The 17,936-nt window shown below is 66.8% G+C and carries 16 protein-coding genes; 10 read left to right on the top strand and 6 right to left on the bottom strand.

Annotated features, from left to right (window positions below):
• Nucleotides 1-26: 26 nt before the first annotated feature.
• Nucleotides 27-1,148 (bottom strand): citrate synthase 2, encoded by a 1,122-nt coding sequence (locus BST40_RS13255; RefSeq protein WP_075548266.1) that lies wholly within the window; start codon nt 1,146-1,148, stop codon nt 27-29.
• 91 nt (nt 1,149-1,239) lie between these two features.
• Between BST40_RS13255 and pdxH the strand changes: the two genes are divergently transcribed.
• Nucleotides 1,240-1,866, top strand: coding sequence for a pyridoxamine 5'-phosphate oxidase (gene pdxH / locus BST40_RS13250; RefSeq protein ID WP_089025131.1), 627 nt, complete (start codon nt 1,240-1,242; stop codon nt 1,864-1,866).
• Nucleotides 1,867-2,304: 438 nt separating this feature from the next.
• Nucleotides 2,305-3,600, top strand: coding sequence for a citrate synthase (locus tag BST40_RS13245; protein WP_075548264.1), 1,296 nt, complete (start codon nt 2,305-2,307; stop codon nt 3,598-3,600).
• Nucleotides 3,601-3,617: 17 nt separating this feature from the next.
• Here the strand turns inward: BST40_RS13245 and BST40_RS13240 are convergent, their stop codons facing one another.
• On the bottom strand, nt 3,618-5,183 hold the full coding sequence (locus BST40_RS13240) for a phytoene desaturase family protein (RefSeq protein WP_075548263.1): 1,566 nt from the start codon (nt 5,181-5,183) through the stop codon (nt 3,618-3,620).
• Between the two features lie 30 nt (nt 5,184-5,213).
• Complete coding sequence (locus tag BST40_RS13235) at nt 5,214-5,477, bottom strand: DUF2630 family protein (RefSeq protein WP_083154473.1); 264 nt, start codon at nt 5,475-5,477, stop codon at nt 5,214-5,216.
• A gap of 104 nt (nt 5,478-5,581) precedes the next feature.
• Here BST40_RS13235 and arfA point away from each other — a divergent pair, with 104 nt between their 5' ends.
• From arfA to arfC, 3 genes are read left to right on the top strand one after another with little or no spacing between them, the layout of a single operon-like run.
• Nucleotides 5,582-6,580 carry a channel-forming protein ArfA/OmpATb gene (gene arfA / locus BST40_RS13230; RefSeq protein WP_082275531.1) on the top strand — a complete coding sequence of 333 codons (999 nt, stop codon included), beginning with the start codon at nt 5,582-5,584 and terminating at the stop codon, nt 6,578-6,580.
• 12 nt (nt 6,581-6,592) lie between these two features.
• Nucleotides 6,593-6,739: a channel accessory protein ArfB gene (arfB, locus tag BST40_RS30820; protein WP_089025130.1), complete on the top strand. Its 147-nt coding sequence runs from the start codon at nt 6,593-6,595 to the stop codon at nt 6,737-6,739.
• Nucleotides 6,736-7,296 carry a channel accessory protein ArfC, sunset domain variant gene (gene arfC / locus BST40_RS13225; protein WP_244174377.1) on the top strand — a complete coding sequence of 187 codons (561 nt, stop codon included), beginning with the start codon at nt 6,736-6,738 and terminating at the stop codon, nt 7,294-7,296. The genes arfB and arfC overlap by 4 nt, the downstream gene beginning before the upstream one ends.
• A gap of 1 nt (nt 7,297) precedes the next feature.
• On the opposite strand, the gene prrB is transcribed toward arfC, so the two are convergent.
• The 3 genes from prrB to BST40_RS13210 all read right to left on the bottom strand — a co-directional run bounded on the left by prrB (nt 7,298) and on the right by BST40_RS13210 (nt 11,071).
• Nucleotides 7,298-8,638, bottom strand: a complete 1,341-nt coding sequence (gene prrB / locus BST40_RS13220) for a two-component system sensor histidine kinase PrrB (protein WP_075548261.1) — start codon at nt 8,636-8,638, stop codon at nt 7,298-7,300.
• Entirely contained in the window at nt 8,639-9,349 is a 711-nt protein-coding gene (gene prrA / locus BST40_RS13215) for a two-component system response regulator PrrA (protein ID WP_089025129.1), read from the bottom strand.
• A 240-nt stretch (nt 9,350-9,589) separates the two neighbouring features.
• Complete coding sequence (locus tag BST40_RS13210) at nt 9,590-11,071, bottom strand: carboxyl transferase domain-containing protein (RefSeq protein ID WP_083154469.1); 1,482 nt, start codon at nt 11,069-11,071, stop codon at nt 9,590-9,592.
• A gap of 26 nt (nt 11,072-11,097) precedes the next feature.
• Here BST40_RS13210 and BST40_RS13205 point away from each other — a divergent pair, with 26 nt between their 5' ends.
• The 5 genes from BST40_RS13205 to BST40_RS13185 form a co-directional block, all read left to right on the top strand.
• Nucleotides 11,098-11,829: an enoyl-CoA hydratase gene (locus BST40_RS13205; protein WP_075548259.1), complete on the top strand. Its 732-nt coding sequence runs from the start codon at nt 11,098-11,100 to the stop codon at nt 11,827-11,829.
• Nucleotides 11,830-11,834: 5 nt separating this feature from the next.
• On the top strand, nt 11,835-12,953 hold the full coding sequence (locus BST40_RS13200) for an MBL fold metallo-hydrolase (RefSeq protein ID WP_089025133.1): 1,119 nt from the start codon (nt 11,835-11,837) through the stop codon (nt 12,951-12,953).
• A 76-nt stretch (nt 12,954-13,029) separates the two neighbouring features.
• On the top strand, nt 13,030-14,622 hold the full coding sequence (locus tag BST40_RS13195; protein WP_083044258.1) for a serine hydrolase: 1,593 nt from the start codon (nt 13,030-13,032) through the stop codon (nt 14,620-14,622).
• Nucleotides 14,619-17,006 (top strand): HAD-IC family P-type ATPase, encoded by a 2,388-nt coding sequence (locus tag BST40_RS13190; protein WP_083154468.1) that lies wholly within the window; start codon nt 14,619-14,621, stop codon nt 17,004-17,006. Before BST40_RS13195 ends, BST40_RS13190 begins: the two co-directional genes overlap by 4 nt.
• A 269-nt stretch (nt 17,007-17,275) precedes the next feature.
• A partial coding sequence (locus tag BST40_RS13185; protein WP_083154487.1) for a PPE family protein occupies nt 17,276-17,936 on the top strand: 661 nt, incomplete at its 3' end.

Here is a 17,936-nt window from a genome sequence, read left to right as displayed (position 1 = left end):
CCCTTCGCATCGCATCAGGTGTCGAATCAAGCGGACGTGAGAACCTGGTCCCACCCTGCGACAGATTCGGGGCTGCGCGGGCCCGGCCCGACATAAATGGCCGACGGGCGGACCAGCTTGCCGAGTCGCTTCTGCTCAAGGATGTGCGCACACCAGCCAGCGGTGCGTCCGCAGGTGAACATCGCCGGCATCATGTTCGCCGGCACTCTGGCGAAGTCCAGGATGACAGCGGCCCAGAATTCCACATTGGTCTCGATCGCCCGGTCCGGGCGGCGTTCCCGCAGCTCAGCCAGTGCTGCCTGCTCCAGCGCCATGGCGACGTCGTAGCGCGGTGCGCCCAATCGTTCCGCGGTTGCGCGCAAGACCCGCGCCCGCGGGTCCTCGGCGCGATAGACCCGGTGCCCAAAGCCCATCAGCTTGTCGCCACGATCCAAGATCTTCTTGACCAGACCACGCGCATCGCCGGTGCGCTCGACTTCTTCGAGCATCGGAAGCACCCGCGCCGGCGCGCCGCCGTGCAGCGGTCCGCTCATCGCGCCGATCGCTCCGGACAGCGCTGCGGCGACGTCTGCACCCGTGGAGGCGATCACGCGTGCGGTGAACGTCGAGGCGTTCATGCCGTGCTCGGCCGCCGACACCCAGTACGCGTCGATGGCGTCGACATGCCTGGGGTCCGGCTCGCCTTGCCACCGGGTCATGAAACGCGCTGTCACCGTGGAACATTCGTCGATGACTCGCTGTGGTACGGCCGGCTGGTAGATGCCGCGCGCGGATTGCGCGACGTAGGACAATGCCATCACCGATGCACGGGCCAGCTGTTCGCGGGCCGTGCGATCGTCGATGTCGAGCAACGGCGCGTACCCCCAGATGGGGGCCAGCATCGCCAGTCCCGCCTGCACGTCGACCCGCACGTCGCCGGTGTGGATGGGCAGCGGGAACGGTTCGGCCGGCGGCAGTCCATGGCCGAATTCGCCGTCCACCAGCAGCGCCCACACGTCTCCGAATGTGACCCGTTGACTCACCAGATCTTCGATATCGACGCCGCGGTAGCGCAATGCGCCGCCATCTTTATCCGGCTCGGCAATCTCGGTGGTGAAGGCCACCACGCCATCAAGACCAGGGACAAAATCTTCCGGGACCACAGTCATAGGCAAATTCTCGCACCCCACCTCCCCGCGGACGCTACCGGCTGGTAGCGACGCCGCTAGCGTTGACACGATGACAGATCATCTGGCTGGAATGCGGGTGGAGTACGGGTCCGTCGAGAAGGACGGGAGCCCCGACCTGGATGAATCCTGGCTCGCGCACGGGTGGCTGGCCTTGTTTCGCACCTGGCTTGCCGACGCTCAGCGCGCCGGCGTCGCCGAGCCGAATGCGATGGTGCTGGCTACCGTCGCAGCGGGCCGTCCGGTCAGCCGATCGGTGCTGTGCAAGGGCGTGGACGAGACGGGGATCACCTTTGTCACCAACTACGAGTCGGCCAAGGGCGCCGAGTTGGCGGCTGTGCCTTATGCATCGGTCACCTTTCCGTGGTATCAGCTGGGTCGACAGGTCCACATCCGGGGCCCGGTGAGCCGGGTTGATCCCCGAGTGACCGAGCAGTACTGGTCCCAGCGACCGCGTGGGTCGCAGCTGGGAGCGTGGGCGTCGCACCAGTCGCAGCCGATCGCCTCACGCGCGGCGCTGCTCGATCAACTTGCTGAGGTGACTGCGCGGTTCGCCGATGCGGAGCGCATTCCGGTTCCGCCGAACTGGGGCGGTTATCTCATCGGCCCTGAGGTGGTGGAGTTCTGGCAGGGCCGGGAAAACCGGGTACACAACAGGATCCGGGTCGCCGACGGTCATATCGAGCGGCTGCAGCCCTAGCGGGCCCGATGCGCGCCCAGCGTGACGTCAGGGCGAGGATCCGTGCCGAAACTCGTCCCGACGTCACGCTCGCGAATGGGTCATGCGACGGCGTCGACGCGGGCCGCGAAGCCGTATAGGGGCATTGCGCGCCGCCGCGATGCGGCATCAAGCCGCTGGCGGGCCGAGTGTGTAGTGGTGGCTTCGAAAGTGAGCTCACGGTGGCCCCAAGGGCCTTGGGCTCGCCAGAGCCGCACGCTCGACGCCGCAGGCGCACACTCGAGACGCCCCAAGCGGGCGAAGGCATACCGCGCATGCGGACAAGCCCGGAAAGACCCGACAAGCACCGCCCGACCAGCAGATTCGACCCCGGGCAGGCGCGGCGTCGCGTCAACGACTACCTTCACCTATACGCACCGAGTGGGGCTGCCATATCAGCCAGAGCGCAAAGGGGTTCTCGTGGCCGACACCGACGACACCGCAACTCTGAAGTACCCGGGGGGCGAGATCGAGCTGCAGATCGCCCATGCCACCGAAGGTGCGGACGGGATTTCGCTCGGGCCGCTGCTGTCTAAGACCGGCTACACCACATTCGACGTCGGCTTTGTGAACACCGCTTCGTGCAAGAGCTCCATCACCTACATCGACGGAGACGCCGGCATTCTGCGTTATCGCGGTTACCCGATTGACCAGCTGGCTGAGAAGTCGACCTTCATCGAGGTCTCCTACCTGCTGATCTACGGCGAGCTGCCCACCCCTGACCAGCTGGCCGAATTCACCGGCCGCATCCAGCGCCACACCATGCTGCACGAGGACCTGAAGCGGTTCTTCGACGGGTTTCCGCGCAACGCACACCCGATGCCGGTGCTGTCCAGCGTGGTCAACGCCCTCTCGGCGTATTACCAGGATGCCCTGGACCCGATGGACAACAACCAAGTTGAGCTCTCGACCATTCGGTTGCTGGCCAAGCTGCCCACCATTGCTGCCTACGCCTATAAGAAGTCGGTCGGCCAGCCCTTCCTCTACCCGGAGAACTCGCTGACGCTGGTGGAGAACTTCCTCCGGATGACGTTTGGCTTTCCGGCCGAGCCCTACCAGGCCGACCCGGAAGTGGTGCGGGCGCTGGACATGCTGTTCATCCTGCACGCCGACCATGAGCAGAACTGTTCGACATCGACGGTGCGACTGGTGGGCTCGTCGCGGGCCAACCTGTTCACCTCCATCTCCGGCGGCATCAACGCGCTGTGGGGCCCGCTGCACGGCGGCGCCAACCAAGCGGTGCTGGAAATGCTGGAGCAGATCCGCGAGAGCGGCGACGACGTGGACGAATTCGTCCGCAAGGTGAAAAACCGCGAGGCCGGCGTCAAATTGATGGGCTTCGGCCACCGGGTCTACAAGAACTACGACCCACGCGCGCGGATCGTCAAGGAGCAGGCCGACAAGATCCTGTCCAAGCTGGGAGGCGACGACTCCCTGCTGGGCATCGCCAAGGAGCTCGAAGAGGCGGCGCTGACCGACGACTACTTCATCGAGCGCAAGCTCTACCCGAACGTCGACTTCTACACCGGCCTGATCTACCGTGCGCTCGGTTTCCCGACTCGGATGTTCACCGTGCTGTTTGCGCTGGGCCGGCTCCCGGGGTGGATCGCGCACTGGCGGGAGATGCACGACGAGGGCGACAGCAAGATCGGCCGGCCGCGCCAGATCTACACCGGCTACACCGCGCGCGATTACGTGGCCATCGATGGGCGGTAATTGCCGCTAACCGAGTGCTAGTCGAGTGCAGCCAACACCGCCATGGCGGCATTGTGCCCGCCGATGCCCGATACCGCGCCGCCGCGGCGGGCTCCCGAGCCGCACAGCATGATCCGCTCGTGGCCGGTAGCCACGCCCCATTGCCGGGCCGGTGTGTCCAGTGGCTCGTCGTTCTCGGTGAACGGCCACGACAGGGCGCCGTGGAAGATGTTGCCGCCGGTCATGTGCAGCGCGTGCTGCAGGTCCAGCGTGGTGGTGGTCTCGATGCACGGCCGGCCGTCCGCGTCGGTCATCAGGAGATCCTGAATAGGTTCGGCCAGAACCGAATTCAGTGACGAAAGCACCGTCTGCGTCAGGTGGCCGCGGACGGTATCCGGGTCGGCGGCCGAGCACAGCGAATGTGGCGTGTGCAAGCCGAACACGGTCATGGTGTGCACTCCCGCGTCGCGCAGCCGGTCCGGCAGGATGCTGGGATCGGTCAGCGAATGGCAGTACGCCTCGCACGGCAACGGGTCGGGCAGCCGCCCGCCGGTTGCGTGCGAATACGCGGTGTCCAGCTGGGTCCAGGTCTCGTTGACGTGCAAGGTCCCGGCGAAGGCCTGCTCCGGGGTGACGCCGGCGTCCCGCAACCGGGGTAGTCGGCGTACCACCATATTCACCTTGATCTGGGCGCCCGGGGTCAGCAAGGGCTCCGGTTCGCCCAGCAGGCCGGCCAAGACCGCCGGTGTCACCCCGGCCAGCACGAACCGCCCTCGGATCGCATGCTCGTCGCCGTCCGCGCGGTAATACACCTCCCCCGTCGGATCTACCGCGAAAACATCCGCGCCAGTGGTTATTTCGGCACCATGGCGGGCGGCTGCGGCAGCCAGGGCCGACGTCACCGAACCCATGCCGCCGACCGGGACGTCCCAGTCTCCGGTACCCCCGCCCAGCACGTGGTACAGGAAGCAGATGTTCTGCCTCAGCGACGGGTCGTCCAGTCGCGCGAAGGTGCCGATCAGCGCGTCGGTCGCAATCACCCCCCGGACCAGGTCGTTAGCCACCGCGCCGGTAATGGCGTGTCCGATCGGCTCGTCGATCATGGCCTGCCAGGCGAGCGCCGCCGCGCGGCCGGCGCGGTCCACGACGGCGCGGCGTGCCTGCTGCCGAGTGCGCAGCGGCTCGAGCAGCGTCGGCCAGAGCCGTTCGGTCACCAGTCGGCAACGGCGGTAGAAGGCGTCGAAGCCATGCTCGTCAGCCGCGGCGCCGATCGCAGCGAAGGTGCCCGCGCCGTTCGGCCCGACGAGCAGACCGGACCGCCCGGCGGTAGCCGGGTCCGGCGTATACGACGAATACGGTCGACGGGCCAACCGGACATGCGCGCCCAGGTCGTCGACGATGCGGCGGGGTAACAGGCTGACCAGATAGGAATACCGCGACAGCCGGACCTCGACGCCGGCGAAGGCCTGCGCCGACACCGCTGCCCCGCCGGTGTGTGACAGCCGCTCCAGCACCCGCACCCCGAGCCCCGCCCGGGCCAGGTAGCCGGCCGCGACCAGGCCATTGTGACCGCCGCCGACGACGACGACATCGAATTCCCGCATGGTGGTGTCGACAGGAAGCCCGGATCGGTGCTAGCTGAGGTAGCCCTCGACTTGGCCGCCGGGACGAAGGTGTGCCTCGTGCGGGTCACCACCGGTTTCCCGCAGTGCCCGTCGCTGCCGCAACAGGTCCCAGCACTGGTCCAGTTCGATTGCGATGCGGCGCAGTTGCTGATGCTCATCGGACTCGGTGATGTCACCCTGCTGCAGCCGGGTACGCAGCGCCTTCTCCTCGGCGACCAGGTCGCGGATCTGCGCCAGGGTCTCGCTGTCGGTTGGTTTGCTCTCGCTAGCCATTGCTCCAGTGTGCCTGACATTGGCAGTTTCGCCGCTGGACAGTCGGTAGGCTGCATATCGCCTGAGGGCGGGACAGACACTTTTCGACGGCGAGAGGCGGGGTGATGGTGGGTAGCCAGCCGGTCTCAGACATGCCGCCCGCACCCAGCCGCGCGTGGAGACTTCGTCGGCACCCACTCGGCGTCGCCTGGCTGATCGCGCTGGCGGTTATTCCGTTGCTGATAGCGGCAATCGGTTACGGCATGTTCGAACGCCCCACCTCCGTCACAGGGCCGGCCGGTGACCTGCCCACCCTGACAACGACCAGTAGCACCTCCAGCGCCTCCGACGTGTCATGGTCGCTGCTTTCAATCAGCCGCAGCGGCAACACCATTACGCTTATCGGCGATTTTCCCGATGACAATTCCAAGGCGGCGCTGCTGGCGGCCCTGAGAAACGTGCTGACTCCGGGCGTCATCGTCATCGATCAAATCCGTATCGATCCTCTGGTCCGCGCCCTTGATTTCGCAAACGCGGAACCGGTTTTCACCGCCGGCGCCGCAATCCCGGACTTCAGCCTGAAGGTCGAGGGAAACACCGTGACCTTGTCGGGAACCGCCGCATCGCCCGACCAGAAAGATGCGGTGGAGCGTGCGGCCAAGACTGCTTGGCCCGGAGTCAATGTCACCAACAACATTGAGGTCAAGGCTCCGTCCCCGACGCCGGGCGCCAGTCCACCGCCAGGTTCCGGTGCCTCTGGACCGTGCGCCGACCTACCGGCGGCCATCAATGCTCTGACGGGCGGGGCGATCGCCTTTAAGAACGACGGGGTCAGCCTGACCCCTGCCGACAACCAGATCCTGAGCCAGGTAGCCGCCAAACTCAAAGCCTGTCCGGACGCACGCGTCACCGTTAACGGCTACTCCGACAACGGCGGCGGCGAGGGCATCAACTTTCCGTTGAGTGTTCAGCGGGCCACCACCGTCGCCGACTTCCTCGCCGCCCAGGGAGTTGCCCGCGATCACATCACCGCCCAGGGCTACGGTTCCGCCAACCCCATCGCCGGCAATGACACACCCGAGGGTCGCGCCAAGAATCGCCGCGTCGAAATCGTGGTCAGCTAAGGAGAATCCAGCGTGGATTTCGTGATCCAGTGGTTGTACTACCTGGCTGCCTTCGTGGCAGGCTCGGCTCTCGCATGGGTGATCGCCACTGTCTTCGTCAAGCCCGCCGGCCAAGAACAGCATGTGCACGAGCCGCATGAGACGGACGCAGCGCCGTGACGGGCAACGTGCACTGGTGGCTGGTGGGCCTGGCTTTCGCCCTCGGCATGCTGCTGACCTTCACGCTGATGATCCGCCCCGTCAAAGACCAACTGCCGCAACGCAAGTCGAGCGCCGTGCCACGCCGGCCGGCGCAGAAGGTCGTCGCCCGCAAGGGGGCGCCGGCGAAGAAGATCCCGGCCGCCAAGAAGACGCCCAGACCCGAGACCCCCGATGCGGACCCGGCGGCAACGCACGAGATCGCACCCGCGAAAGTTACGTCGGCACAACAGGTCCCGGACGCGACGGAGTCGGCTGAGCAGACCGCGGTCACTGGGGAAACTTCGCCGCAATCCCCGGTGCGGTTTGCCCCCTACGGCCCGGGCTCCGCGCGCGCCTGCGCCGACGGCAGCGGACCGGAGGGATGGCTGGTCAAGGGCCGCACGGATACCAGGCTCTATTACACCCCCGACGACCCCGACTACGACGCGACCGCGGCCCAGGTCTGGTTCCAGGACGAGGCCGCCGCGGCACGGGCCTTTTTCACGCCCTGGCGCAAGAGCGCGCGACGGGAGTGAGTTAGCTCGGGCCCGGAAGCTTCAGCAGCAGCCGTGCGCCGCCCAGTGGGCTGTCCTGCAAAGACGCGGTCCCGCCGTGCAGCTGGGCCTGCTGCGCCACCAGCGCCAGCCCGAGACCGGATCCCGAGTGGGACGCCGTTGATCCGCGGGAGAACCGGTCGAACACCACCTGGCGCTCTTCTTCGGGTACTCCGCTGCCGTTGTCGTCGATGGCGATCTCGACGCCGGCCCGCGAACTGACGGCCGACAGCTGCACCCGGGTGGCGCCGCCGTGCTTGACGGCGTTGGCGATGGCGTTGTCGACGGCCAGCCGCAAACCGGCGGGCAGCCCGACGATGATGCAGGTCGGCGACGGCACCAGCGAGACGTCGAGATCGGGGTAGATGCGCATCGCGTCGTGGGCCGCGCGGTCGAGCAGCTCGGTGATGTCAACCGGCACATGATCGTCCGAGGTCGACAATTCGCCCTGGGCCAGCCGCTCCAGCGCGCTGAGGGTGGCTTCGATGCGCGACTGGGTGCGGATCACGTCATTGAGCACTTCTTTGCGTTGGTCTTCGGGCAGGTCCAAGGTAGACAGCACCTCGAGATTGGTCCGCATTGCCGTCAACGGAGTGCGCAATTCGTGGGAGGACACCGCGGCGAAGTCGCGAGCCGACGCCAGCGCCTCCTTAGTGCGGATTTGCTCGTTCCAGATGCGCTGCAGCATGCCTCGCATCGCCTCGGCGATCTCGATGGCTTCGCTGGCGCCGTGCACTTCGACCCGCGGCGCCTCGTCCCCGGCGTCGATCGAGCGCGTTTGTTCGGCCAGCTGTTTGAACGGCCGCACCGCGAACACGGCCAGCAGCCAGGCGAACACCGCTGCCGCGCCGATGGCGAAAGCACAGATCAACAGCACCCGGCGGTGCAGGTTGTTGGTCTCGGCGACGGTGGCGTCATAGGTCGCGCCGACCGCTACCGACGTCGGCTCGGGCCCCGGGATCTCCACCGTGCGCACCCGGTAGCGCACTCCGCCGATGTAGGTGTCGGCGTAGTCCTTGTGCAGCTTGGGCAAGGTGATGTCGGAATTCGACTTGACCAGGTCGCCGCGGCGGACCGTGATGAGGGCGTCGCGGTCGTTGGGGGAGCGCGGTATTTCGTCGAGGCCGCGCGGCACGAACGGGATCGCGAAGCCCGCCGCCTCGTCCAGGCGGCGGTCCAGCCGCTCTTTGCGGTCGTTGGTGATCCCCACCCAGACCACGGTTCCGACGATGAGTACCGGGATCGCGGCGCCGATCGCTGTCGCGACCACCACCCGCGTCCGCAACGAAGGCGTCCGGGCAAAGATCCGCGACAGGATGTTCACTCACTGCATCCTGAGCACGAAGCCGACGCCGCGCACGGTGTGCAGCAGCCGGGGTCCGCCGTTGGCCTCGAGCTTGCGCCGCAGGTACCCAATGAACACGTCGACGACGTTGGTGTCGGCGGCGAAGTCGTAGCCCCACACCAGCTCCAGCAGCTGCGCGCGGGACAACACCGCGGTCTTGTGCTCCGCCAAAACCGCCAGCAGGTCGAACTCGCGCTTGGTCAGGTCGACGTCGACGCCGTTGACCCGGGCCCGCCGGCCGGGGATGTCCCCCTCCAACGGGCCCACCGTGATGGTTTCCGACGAGGACGTGGCGGTGGAGCCGCGGCGGCGCAGCAGAGCCTTCACCCGGGCCACCAGCTCGGCCAGCACGAACGGCTTGACCAGGTAATCGTCGGCGCCGGCCTCGAGGCCGGCGACTCGGTCGTCGACCGAGCTGCGTGCCGACAGCACGCAGACCGGCACGTCGTTGTCCATCGCGCGCAGCGCCGTGACCACGCTGACGCCATCGAGCACCGGCATGTTGATGTCGAGCACGATCGCGTCCGGGCGGGTTTCGGTGGCGCTGCGAAGGGCCTCGGCGCCGTCGACGGCGGTCGAGACCTCGAACCCGGAGAGCCGCAGGCCGCGTTCCAGCGAGGCCAGGACATCGGAGTCGTCGTCGACCACCAAGACCCGAGGTGAGCTCACACCAGTCTCCATGCCGCTCATTTTGCCTGATTGTTGCCCGCGGCGGTGGGACGCCGCCCGCCGGGTCGCTGGTGCCTGTCCGGCGGGTTACCGTCAGCCTGTTCGAATCACCTCGGCGACGACGGGAGCCCCGGCGGCGGTGCGCGCCGGGGACAGCGCCAGGTGGGCAAGACGAGACACCGCGAATTCTCGGAGACTGACGTGGCTGATGGGAAAGTCGGAGTTGCCTCCAACAATTCGGGCCAATAGATCAGCACCGTCCTAGGTGTCTCGGGGCAACCCGATGCGTCGATAGCGCGCCAACCGCGCCGCCATGCGTTCGGCGTCGGGAGCCGACCGCAGCGCATGCACCTCGGCAGCGATGGCGCGCGACAGCCGTCGGGCGAACTCGACCGGCTCGGCCGCAGCGTCGGGATACTCGGGCACAATGACGTCGACAATGCCGGCGGCCAGCAGGTCTGCCGACCGGACACCTTGGGCGGCAGCGAGTTCGGCGGCGTGCTCGGTGTCGCGGAACACGATCGCGCTGGCGCCCTCCGGCGGCAACGGGGCGAGCCAGCCGTGCAGCGCGGCCAGCACCCGGTCAGCGGGCACCATCGCCAGCGCAGGTCCACCGCTGCCCTGACCCAACAGCACCGACACCGTCGGGGTGTCCAGGGTGACGAGGTCGGCAAGGCACTGGGCGATCTGTCCGGCCAGCCCGCCCTGCTCGGCTTCGGCCGACAATGCGGGTCCGGCGGTGTCGATCATCAGCACCAGCGGTAACCGCAGCTCGGCGGCCAGCGCCATGCCTCGCCGGGCTTCACGCAGCGACGCCGGACCGACAAGACCGCCGACGACTCGCTGCTGGCCCAGCACCACCGCCGGCTGGCCGCAGAAGCGAGCCAGGGCCAGCAGCGTCGTCGCCGCTTCGCCAGAACCGGTACCCGAGAGCAGCACGCGGTCGGTGGCACCGTCGCGCAACAGCCGTGCCACACCCGGCCGGTCGGGTCGTCGCGATGCCACCACCGAGTCCCAGGTGGGTACGTCGGGCACCGGCTCGGGCGGTGCCGGGGCCGGCGGCGGCTCGGGAACATCGGTGAGCACTGTCAGCGCCCGATCCACCGTGCGGCGCAGCTCGTCGAGCGCGACGACGCCGTCGATCACGCCGTGGCGTTGCAAATTCTCCGCGGTCTGAACACCGTCGGGGAAGGGTTCGCCGTAGAGCAGCTGGTACACCCGCGGACCCAGGAAACCGATCAGGGCACTCGGTTCGGCGACGGTGACATGGCCCAGCGAGCCCCACGACGCGAACACCCCGCCGGTGGTCGGATTGCGCAGGTAGACGAGGTAGGGCAGGTGCGCCTGCTGGTGCAGCCGGACGGCCGCGGCGATCTTCACCATCTGCAGGAAGGCGACCGTGCCCTCCTGCATCCTGGTGCCGCCGGAGCTCGGCGACGCCAGCAGCGGCAGGCGCTCGGCGGTGGCGCGCTCGACGGCGGCGGTAATGCGTTCCGCCGCCGCCACCCCGATAGATCCGGCGAGGAAGCCGAACTCGCACACCACCACCGCGACGCGTCGCCCGAAGATGCGCCCCTCGCCGGTGAGCACCGATTCGTCGCGGCCGGTGGCGGCGCGGGCCCGCGTCAGATCACCCGCGTAGGACTGCGATACCGGCACCGGCAGCGGGTCGGTGTCCCAACTGGTGAACGAGCCCTCGTCCAGCACCGCGTCGCGCAGTTGGTCGGTCGTGATACGACTCACCGGATGAGGCTATATAGGCTGGCGCAATGATCGGTATCACCCAGGTCGAGGCCGTGCTGACAATCGAGTTGCAGCGCCCGGAGCGCCGCAATGCCCTGAACTCCCAGCTCGTGGAGGAGCTGCGGGAGGCGTTCCTGAAGGCCGGTGACGGCTCAATCCGGGCGATTGTGCTCACCGGACAAGGCTCTGCGTTTTGCGCCGGAGCGGACCTGTCCGGCGACGCATTCGCCGCCGACTACCCCGATCGGCTCATCGAGCTGCACCGGGTGATGGACGCCACCCTGATACCGGTGATCGGCGCGATCAACGGTCCGGCTATCGGCGCGGGCCTGCAGCTGGCCATGCAGTGCGACCTGAGGGTGGTCGCGCCGGAGGCGTTCTTTCAGTTTCCGACGTCCAAATATGGCCTGGCACTGGACAACTGGAGTATCCGCCGGCTCTCCTCGCTGGTCGGTCACGGACGGGCGCGGGCGATGCTGCTGGCCGCGGAGAAGCTGACAGCCGAGATGGCGTTGCATACCGGAATGGCCAACCGGATCGGGACGCTGGCCGACGCGCAAGCCTGGGCCGCCGAGATCGCCGGCCTGGCGCCGCTGGCAATCCAGCATGCCAAGCGGGTGCTCAACGACGACGGCGCCATCGAGGAGCCCTGGCCGGAGCACAAGGAGTTGTTCGACAAGGCATGGGGCAGCCAAGATGTCATCGAGGCACAGGTGGCGCGCGTGCAGAAGCGGCCGCCGAGGTTTCAGGGGGAGTAGTCGTGGTGGTGCGCCGAGCGCTACGGCTGGCCGCCGGCACGGCCTCGCTGGCGGCCGGTGGCTGGCTGGTGCGGGCACTGCACGGCGCGCCGGCTGCGCTTGGGGCAAACCCCGCGACCATCCGCGCCATTTCGGAGGGGTCGCCGCACTACCAGGACGGCAACTTCGTCAACCTCGACCCGGGGTCCATATACGTCATGGGCCGCGAGGAACTGCGGCTCATCATCTGGGAGTTCGTGGGTAATCGCGGCGGCAGCAGGCCCGCCAAACCGATCCCGCTGGCCGCCCCGGAGATCTACAAAGGTGACGCCAGCCGGCTCGCCGTCAGCTGGTTCGGCCACTCGACGGCGCTGGTGGAAATCGACGGCTACCGGGTGCTGACCGATCCGGTGTGGAGCAACCGGTGTTCGCCCTCCGATCTCGTCGGGCCCCAACGGCTGCATCCGCCGCCGGTGCAACTGGAGGGCCTTCCGGCCGTCGATGCGGTGGTGATCAGCCATGACCACTACGACCATCTCGATATCGACACCGTCATCGCGCTGACCCGCACCCAGCGCGCGCCGTTCTTCGTGCCCCTCGGGGTCGGTGCCCATCTGCGGGCGTGGGGCATTCCCGAGCAGCGCATCGTCGAACTCGATTGGCAGCAAAGCGGCCAGGTTGACCAGCTCAGGATCGTCTGTATGCCGGCCCGGCATTTTTCGGGCCGCTTTCTGAGCCGTGATAACACCTTGTGGGCGTCGTGGGCGTTCATCGGTCCCAGCCATCGCGTCTACTTCGGCGGTGATACCGGCTACACCAAGAGCTTCGCCCAGATCGGCGCGGACCACGGGCCATTCGACCTGACGCTGATGCCGATCGGCGCCTATAACACCGCATGGCCGGATATCCACATGAACCCCGAGGAGGCGATCCGGGCCCATCTGGACGTCACCGATTCCGGCGCGGGGCTGTTGGTGCCGGTGCACTGGGGTACCTTCCGGCTGGCTCCGCACCCATGGTCAGAACCGGTTGAGCGGCTGTTGGCGGCCGCTGAGCCCGAGCGAGTCAAGGTGGCGGTGCCGCTGCCAGGTCAGCGGGTGGATTCGGCCGGGCCGTTGAGATCCAACCCGTGGTGGCGGCTTTAGCTCGAGCGCGTTGGACCCGGCCGCAGGTGACGTCGTTCACGCGGCGCGATTCGGCACCCGGTTAGAGTGAGCGGCCATGACGAGACGCGCGGCGACGGCCGCACTAGTTGTGATGTTGCTGGCGCTGGTGGCATGCGGGCCCGCGCAGCGGGCATCCGGCCCGACGTCGGCGCTGTCGAAAGTCCCGCCCAATGAGGTTTCCGGCGTGGACATTCCGGCCGGGCGCATCGACGAGGCGGTGGCGAAGCTGGACGGCCTGGTCGCCGAGCTGATGAAGACCAGCGGCATCCCCGGCATGGCCCTGGCCGTTGTCCACGGTGGAAAGACGTTGTACGCGAAGGGTTTCGGCATCAAGGATGCCAGCAAGGCCGACGGCCCGGACAACCGGGTGGACGCCGACACCGTCTTCCAGCTGGCATCGGTGTCCAAATCGGTGGGTGCGACGGTGGTGGCGCACGAGGTCAGCACCAACGTGGTCACCTGGGATACGCCCGTCGTCGCGAAGCTGCCGTGGTTCGAACTCGGCGATGCCTACGTCACCAGCCATGTGACCGTCGCCGACCTCTATTCGCATCGCTCCGGATTGCCGGACCATGCCGGTGACCCGCTGGAGGATCTGGGTTACGACGGGCAGCAGGTGCTGCAGCGGCTGAAGTACTTGCCGCTGGCCCCATTTCGGATCAGCTACGCCTACACCAATTTCGGCGTGACCGCCGCGGCCGACGCGGTCGCGGCCGCGGCCGGCAAATCCTGGGCGGAGCTGTCCGACGAGGTGCTCTACCGTCCGCTGGGAATGACATCCACCAGTTCGCGGTTCGCCGATTTCCTGGCCAGACCCAATCACGCGGTCGCCCACATCAAGGTCGGCGATAAATGGGAGGCCCGCTTCCAACGGGATCCCGATCCCCAAACGCCCGCAGGCGGGGTCAGCTCCTCGCTCAACGACATGACGCACTGGCTGACCATGGTGCTGGCCAACGGCGCCTACAACGGTCAGCAGATCACGTCGCCGGAGGCGCTCTTGCCGGCCATCACACCGCAAGTGATCTCGACTCCGGCGCGGTTGCCCAAGGCGCGAGCGGGCACCTATGGTTTCGGATTCAACGTGTCGGTGAACTCGTCGGGTCGTACCCAGTACGGTCATTCCGGCGGATTCGGCTTGGGGGCCGCGACGAATTTTACCGTCCTGCCGTCCGAAGACCTCGCCGTCATTGCCCTGACCAATGCCGCACCCTACGGAGTGCCGGAAGCGCTGACGGCCGAATTCTTGGACCTGGTGCAGTACGGCCAGGTCCGCGAGGACTGGGCCACCCTGTACAGGCAGCAACTTGCCCCGCTGAACCACCCAGAGGGGTCGCTGGTCGACAAACAGCCTCCCGTCAGCCCCGCGCCGGCACGGCCGTTGAGCGACTACGTTGGGGGCTACGCCAACGACTACTGGGGTCCGGCCACCGTGACCGAACATGACGGCCAGCTGCAGCTGTCGCTGGGGCCGAAGAACCAGACATTCACGTTGACGCATTGGGACGCAGACACTTTCACTTTTCCGCTGTCGACCGAAAACGCCTTACCCGGATCCATTTCCAAGGCGGTCTTTTCCGGCTTCCCCGTCGCCACGCTGAACCTCGAATACTACGACGCCGACAAGCTGGGAACGTTTACCCGATGAGTGCCGCGCCCGGCTTGACCGATGCCGAAGTGGCACAACGGTTAGCCGAGGGCAAGAGCAACGACATCCCAGAACGGACCACCCGCAGCGTCGCGCAGATCATCCGGGCCAACGTGTTCACCCGCATCAACGCGATCCTGGGCGTGCTGCTGCTGATCGTGTTGGCGACGGGCTCGGTGATCAACGGGCTGTTCGGTCTGCTCATCATCGCCAACAGCATCATCGGTATGATTCAGGAGCTCCGAGCGAAGCAGACGCTGGACAGCTTGGCGATCCTGGGGCAGGCAAAGCCCTTGGTGCGCAGGCGATCCGGTACTCAGACCCGGTTGCCGAGCGAAGTCGTGCTGGACGACATCATCGAACTCGGGCCGGGAGACCAGGTTGTCGTCGACGGTGAGGTCGTCGAGGACAGGAACCTCGAGGTTGACGAATCACTGTTGACCGGTGAGGCCGACCCGATCGCCAAAGACCCCGGCGACGCGGTGATGTCGGGCAGTTTCGTCGTCTCCGGAACCGGAGCCTACCGCGCGACCAAGGTGGGCCGGGAAGCATACGCGGCCAAGCTGGCCGCCGAGGCCAGCAAGTTCACTTTGGTGAAATCCGAACTGCGCAACGGTATCAACAGGATACTGCAGTTCATCACCTACCTGTTGGTGCCGGCGGGACTGCTGACCGTCTACACCCAGCTGTTCACCACGAAGGCCGGCTGGCGGGAATCGGTGCTGCGGACGGTGGGCGCCTTGGTGCCGATGGTGCCCGAAGGTCTGGTGTTGATGACGTCGATCGCGTTCGCGGTCGGTGTCATCCGGTTGGGCCAACGCCGATGCCTGGTGCAGGAATTGCCCGCCATCGAGGGGCTGGCCCGAGTCGACGTGGTTTGTGCCGACAAGACCGGCACGCTGACCGAAAGTGGGATGCGGGTATCGGAGGTCAGTGGATTGGGCACTGCTGACGATCGTATCGTCGACGTGCTGGCTTCCCTGGCAGCTGCCGATGACCGACCCAATGCCAGCATGCAGGCGATCGCCGCGGCCTGTCATTCGCCGCCCGGCTGGACCGCAACGGCGACAGCATCTTTCAAGTCCGCGACCAAATGGAGCGGTGCATCCTATCGGGACCACGGCAACTGGGTGATCGGCGCGCCCGATGTGCTGCTCGACTCGGCATCGGCCGCCGCCGAACAGGCGGAGCGCATCGGGGCGCAGGGGTTGCGGGTGCTGCTGCTGGGTGCTTCCGACGTCGCCGTGGACCACCCCGACGCGCCCGGACGGGTCACCCCGGTCGCTCTGGTGGTGCTCGAGCAGAAGATCCGGCCCGACGCCCGCGAGACGCTTGAATACTTTGCCGACCAAGGCATTTCGGTAAAGGTGATATCCGGCGACAACGCCGTGTCGGTGGGGGCGGTCGCCGGCAAGCTCGGGCTGCGGGGCGAGGTGCTGGATGCCCGTCAGCTCCCTACCGGGCCCGCCGAATTGGCCGACACGTTGGAATCCTTCACGACGTTCGGCAGGGTGCGTCCCGACCAGAAGCGAGCCATTGTGCATGCCCTGCAGTCGCACGGGCATACCGTGGCGATGACCGGCGACGGCGTCAACGACGTGCTGGCCCTCAAGGACGCCGACATCGCGGTGGCGATGGGGGCGGGTAGCCCGGCGTCTCGTGCGGTAGCGCAGATCGTCTTGCTGGACAACAGGTTTGCCACCCTGCCCTACGTGGTCGCCGAAGGCCGCCGGGTGATCGGCAATATCGAACGGGTCGCGAATCTGTTTCTGGCTAAAACGGTGTATTCGGCGTTGCTGGCGTTGCTGGTGGGGATCGAGTGCTTGCTTGCCAAACCGCTGGGGGCCGATCCGCTGCTGTATCCGTTCCAACCGATCCATGTGACCATCGCGGCGTGGTTCACCATCGGCATTCCGTCATTCATCCTGTCCCTGGCGCCCAACAACGAGCGTGCGTATCCCGGCTTCGTTCGGCGGGTGTTGACCTCCGCACTGCCGTCCGGACTTGTGGTGGGCACGGCGACTTTCGTTTCCTACCTCGTGGCCTACCCCGGCCGTCACTCGACCTGGCATGAACGGACGCAAGCTTCAACGGCGGCCCTGATCACGCTGCTGGTGACCGCGCTATGGGTGCTTGCGGTGGTGGCACGGCCCTATCAATGGTGGCGTCTGGGACTGGTTATGGCCTCCGGCGCGGCCTATTTGGTGATCTTCAGCCTGCCGCTGGCGCAGCAGAAGTTTTTCCTGGACCCGTCGAACCTCGCTATGACGTCGATTGCCTTGGGCATCGGCGTGATCGGGGCCGGTGTGATCGAGGCGACGTGGTGGATTCGAGCCAGGGTGCTCGGTGTCAAACCGCAGGTATGGCGGCGTCCGGAAAAGTAAACGACCAAGACGTCAATATAAGCGGAAGTCAAAGGCGTGGCATCCCGAACCGCAGGTGTATAAATACTTTACATTTCGGGGCTATCTATGAATATTCTTTGTCGACGTCTATTTTGCCGAAAACACGAAATTGTTGCCGCGCCGTCCGTATGCTGACGGGGAAATCCGCTTGACGGCAGCCGGCTCAATCCCGGTGACCGCCGGATTGTCGCAGGCAGTGATCGATAGGTGGCCCCGATGCGACGGCCACCTGGGAGAGGTTGCCGCGAATGAATTTTTCGGTCTCGCCACCGGAGATCAATTCGGCCCGCATATTTAGCGGTGCCGGAGCAGGTCCGATGCTGGCCGCGGCGGCGGCCTGGGACCAGCTGGCCGGCGAGCTGGGATCGGCGGCGACCGCATTCTCGTCAGTGACCTCGGCGCTGGTGGGTTCTTCTTGGCAGGGCCCGGCGTCGGTGGCGATGGCAAGCGTCGCCGGAAGCTATCTCGGATGGTTGTCCACGGCGGGAGCGCAAGCGGCGCAGGCGGGTGGTCAGGCGCGGATCGCCGCGGCCGCGTTCGAGGCGACCCGCGCGGCCACGGTGCATCCGGCGGCGGTTTGGGCCAACCGTTCTCAACTGGTTTCGCTCGTCGTCTCCGACCTGCTCGGCTTCAACGCGCCCGCGATCGCCGCCGTCGAGGCCGCCTACGAGCAGATGTGGGCACAGGATGTGGCGGCGATGTTCGGGTATCACGCCGGTGCTTCGGCGGCCGCGTCGGCGTTGACGCCATTTGTCCAGTTGGTGCAGAACCCCGCCGCCGGTGGGGCGTTGGTCGCGGCCGCGCAGGCCGCCGTCTTCAGCCCACCGGGTCGGATGAGTATTTTTAATGCGGGGTTGGCGAATGTGGGGGTGGGCAATGTTGGGTTTGGGAGTGTGGGTGATGGGAATG

It is taken from the genome of Mycobacterium persicum (assembly GCF_002086675.1).
GTDB classification, from domain to species: domain Bacteria; phylum Actinomycetota; class Actinomycetes; order Mycobacteriales; family Mycobacteriaceae; genus Mycobacterium; species Mycobacterium persicum.
Note: the sequence above shows the minus strand (reverse complement) of the source record. Positions and strands in the feature narration are given on the sequence as shown.

What these genes read in the sequence shown, in the direction of transcription:
- BST40_RS13205 (WP_075548259.1), top strand. Translation starts at nt 11,098, where the DNA reads ATGATCGGTATCACCCAGGTCGAGGCCGTGCTGACAATCGAGTTGCAG.
- arfA (WP_082275531.1), top strand. Translation starts at nt 5,582, where the DNA reads ATGGTGGGTAGCCAGCCGGTCTCAGACATGCCGCCCGCACCCAGCCGC.
- BST40_RS13255 (WP_075548266.1), bottom strand. Translation starts at nt 1,148, where the DNA reads ATGACTGTGGTCCCGGAAGATTTTGTCCCTGGTCTTGATGGCGTGGTG.
- pdxH (WP_089025131.1), top strand. Translation starts at nt 1,240, where the DNA reads ATGCGGGTGGAGTACGGGTCCGTCGAGAAGGACGGGAGCCCCGACCTG.
- BST40_RS13240 (WP_075548263.1), bottom strand. Translation starts at nt 5,183, where the DNA reads ATGCGGGAATTCGATGTCGTCGTCGTCGGCGGCGGTCACAATGGCCTG.
- BST40_RS13190 (WP_083154468.1), top strand. Translation starts at nt 14,619, where the DNA reads ATGAGTGCCGCGCCCGGCTTGACCGATGCCGAAGTGGCACAACGGTTA.
- prrA (WP_089025129.1), bottom strand. Translation starts at nt 9,349, where the DNA reads ATGAGCGGCATGGAGACTGGTGTGAGCTCACCTCGGGTCTTGGTGGTC.
- BST40_RS13195 (WP_083044258.1), top strand. Translation starts at nt 13,030, where the DNA reads ATGACGAGACGCGCGGCGACGGCCGCACTAGTTGTGATGTTGCTGGCG.
- BST40_RS13235 (WP_083154473.1), bottom strand. Translation starts at nt 5,477, where the DNA reads ATGGCTAGCGAGAGCAAACCAACCGACAGCGAGACCCTGGCGCAGATC.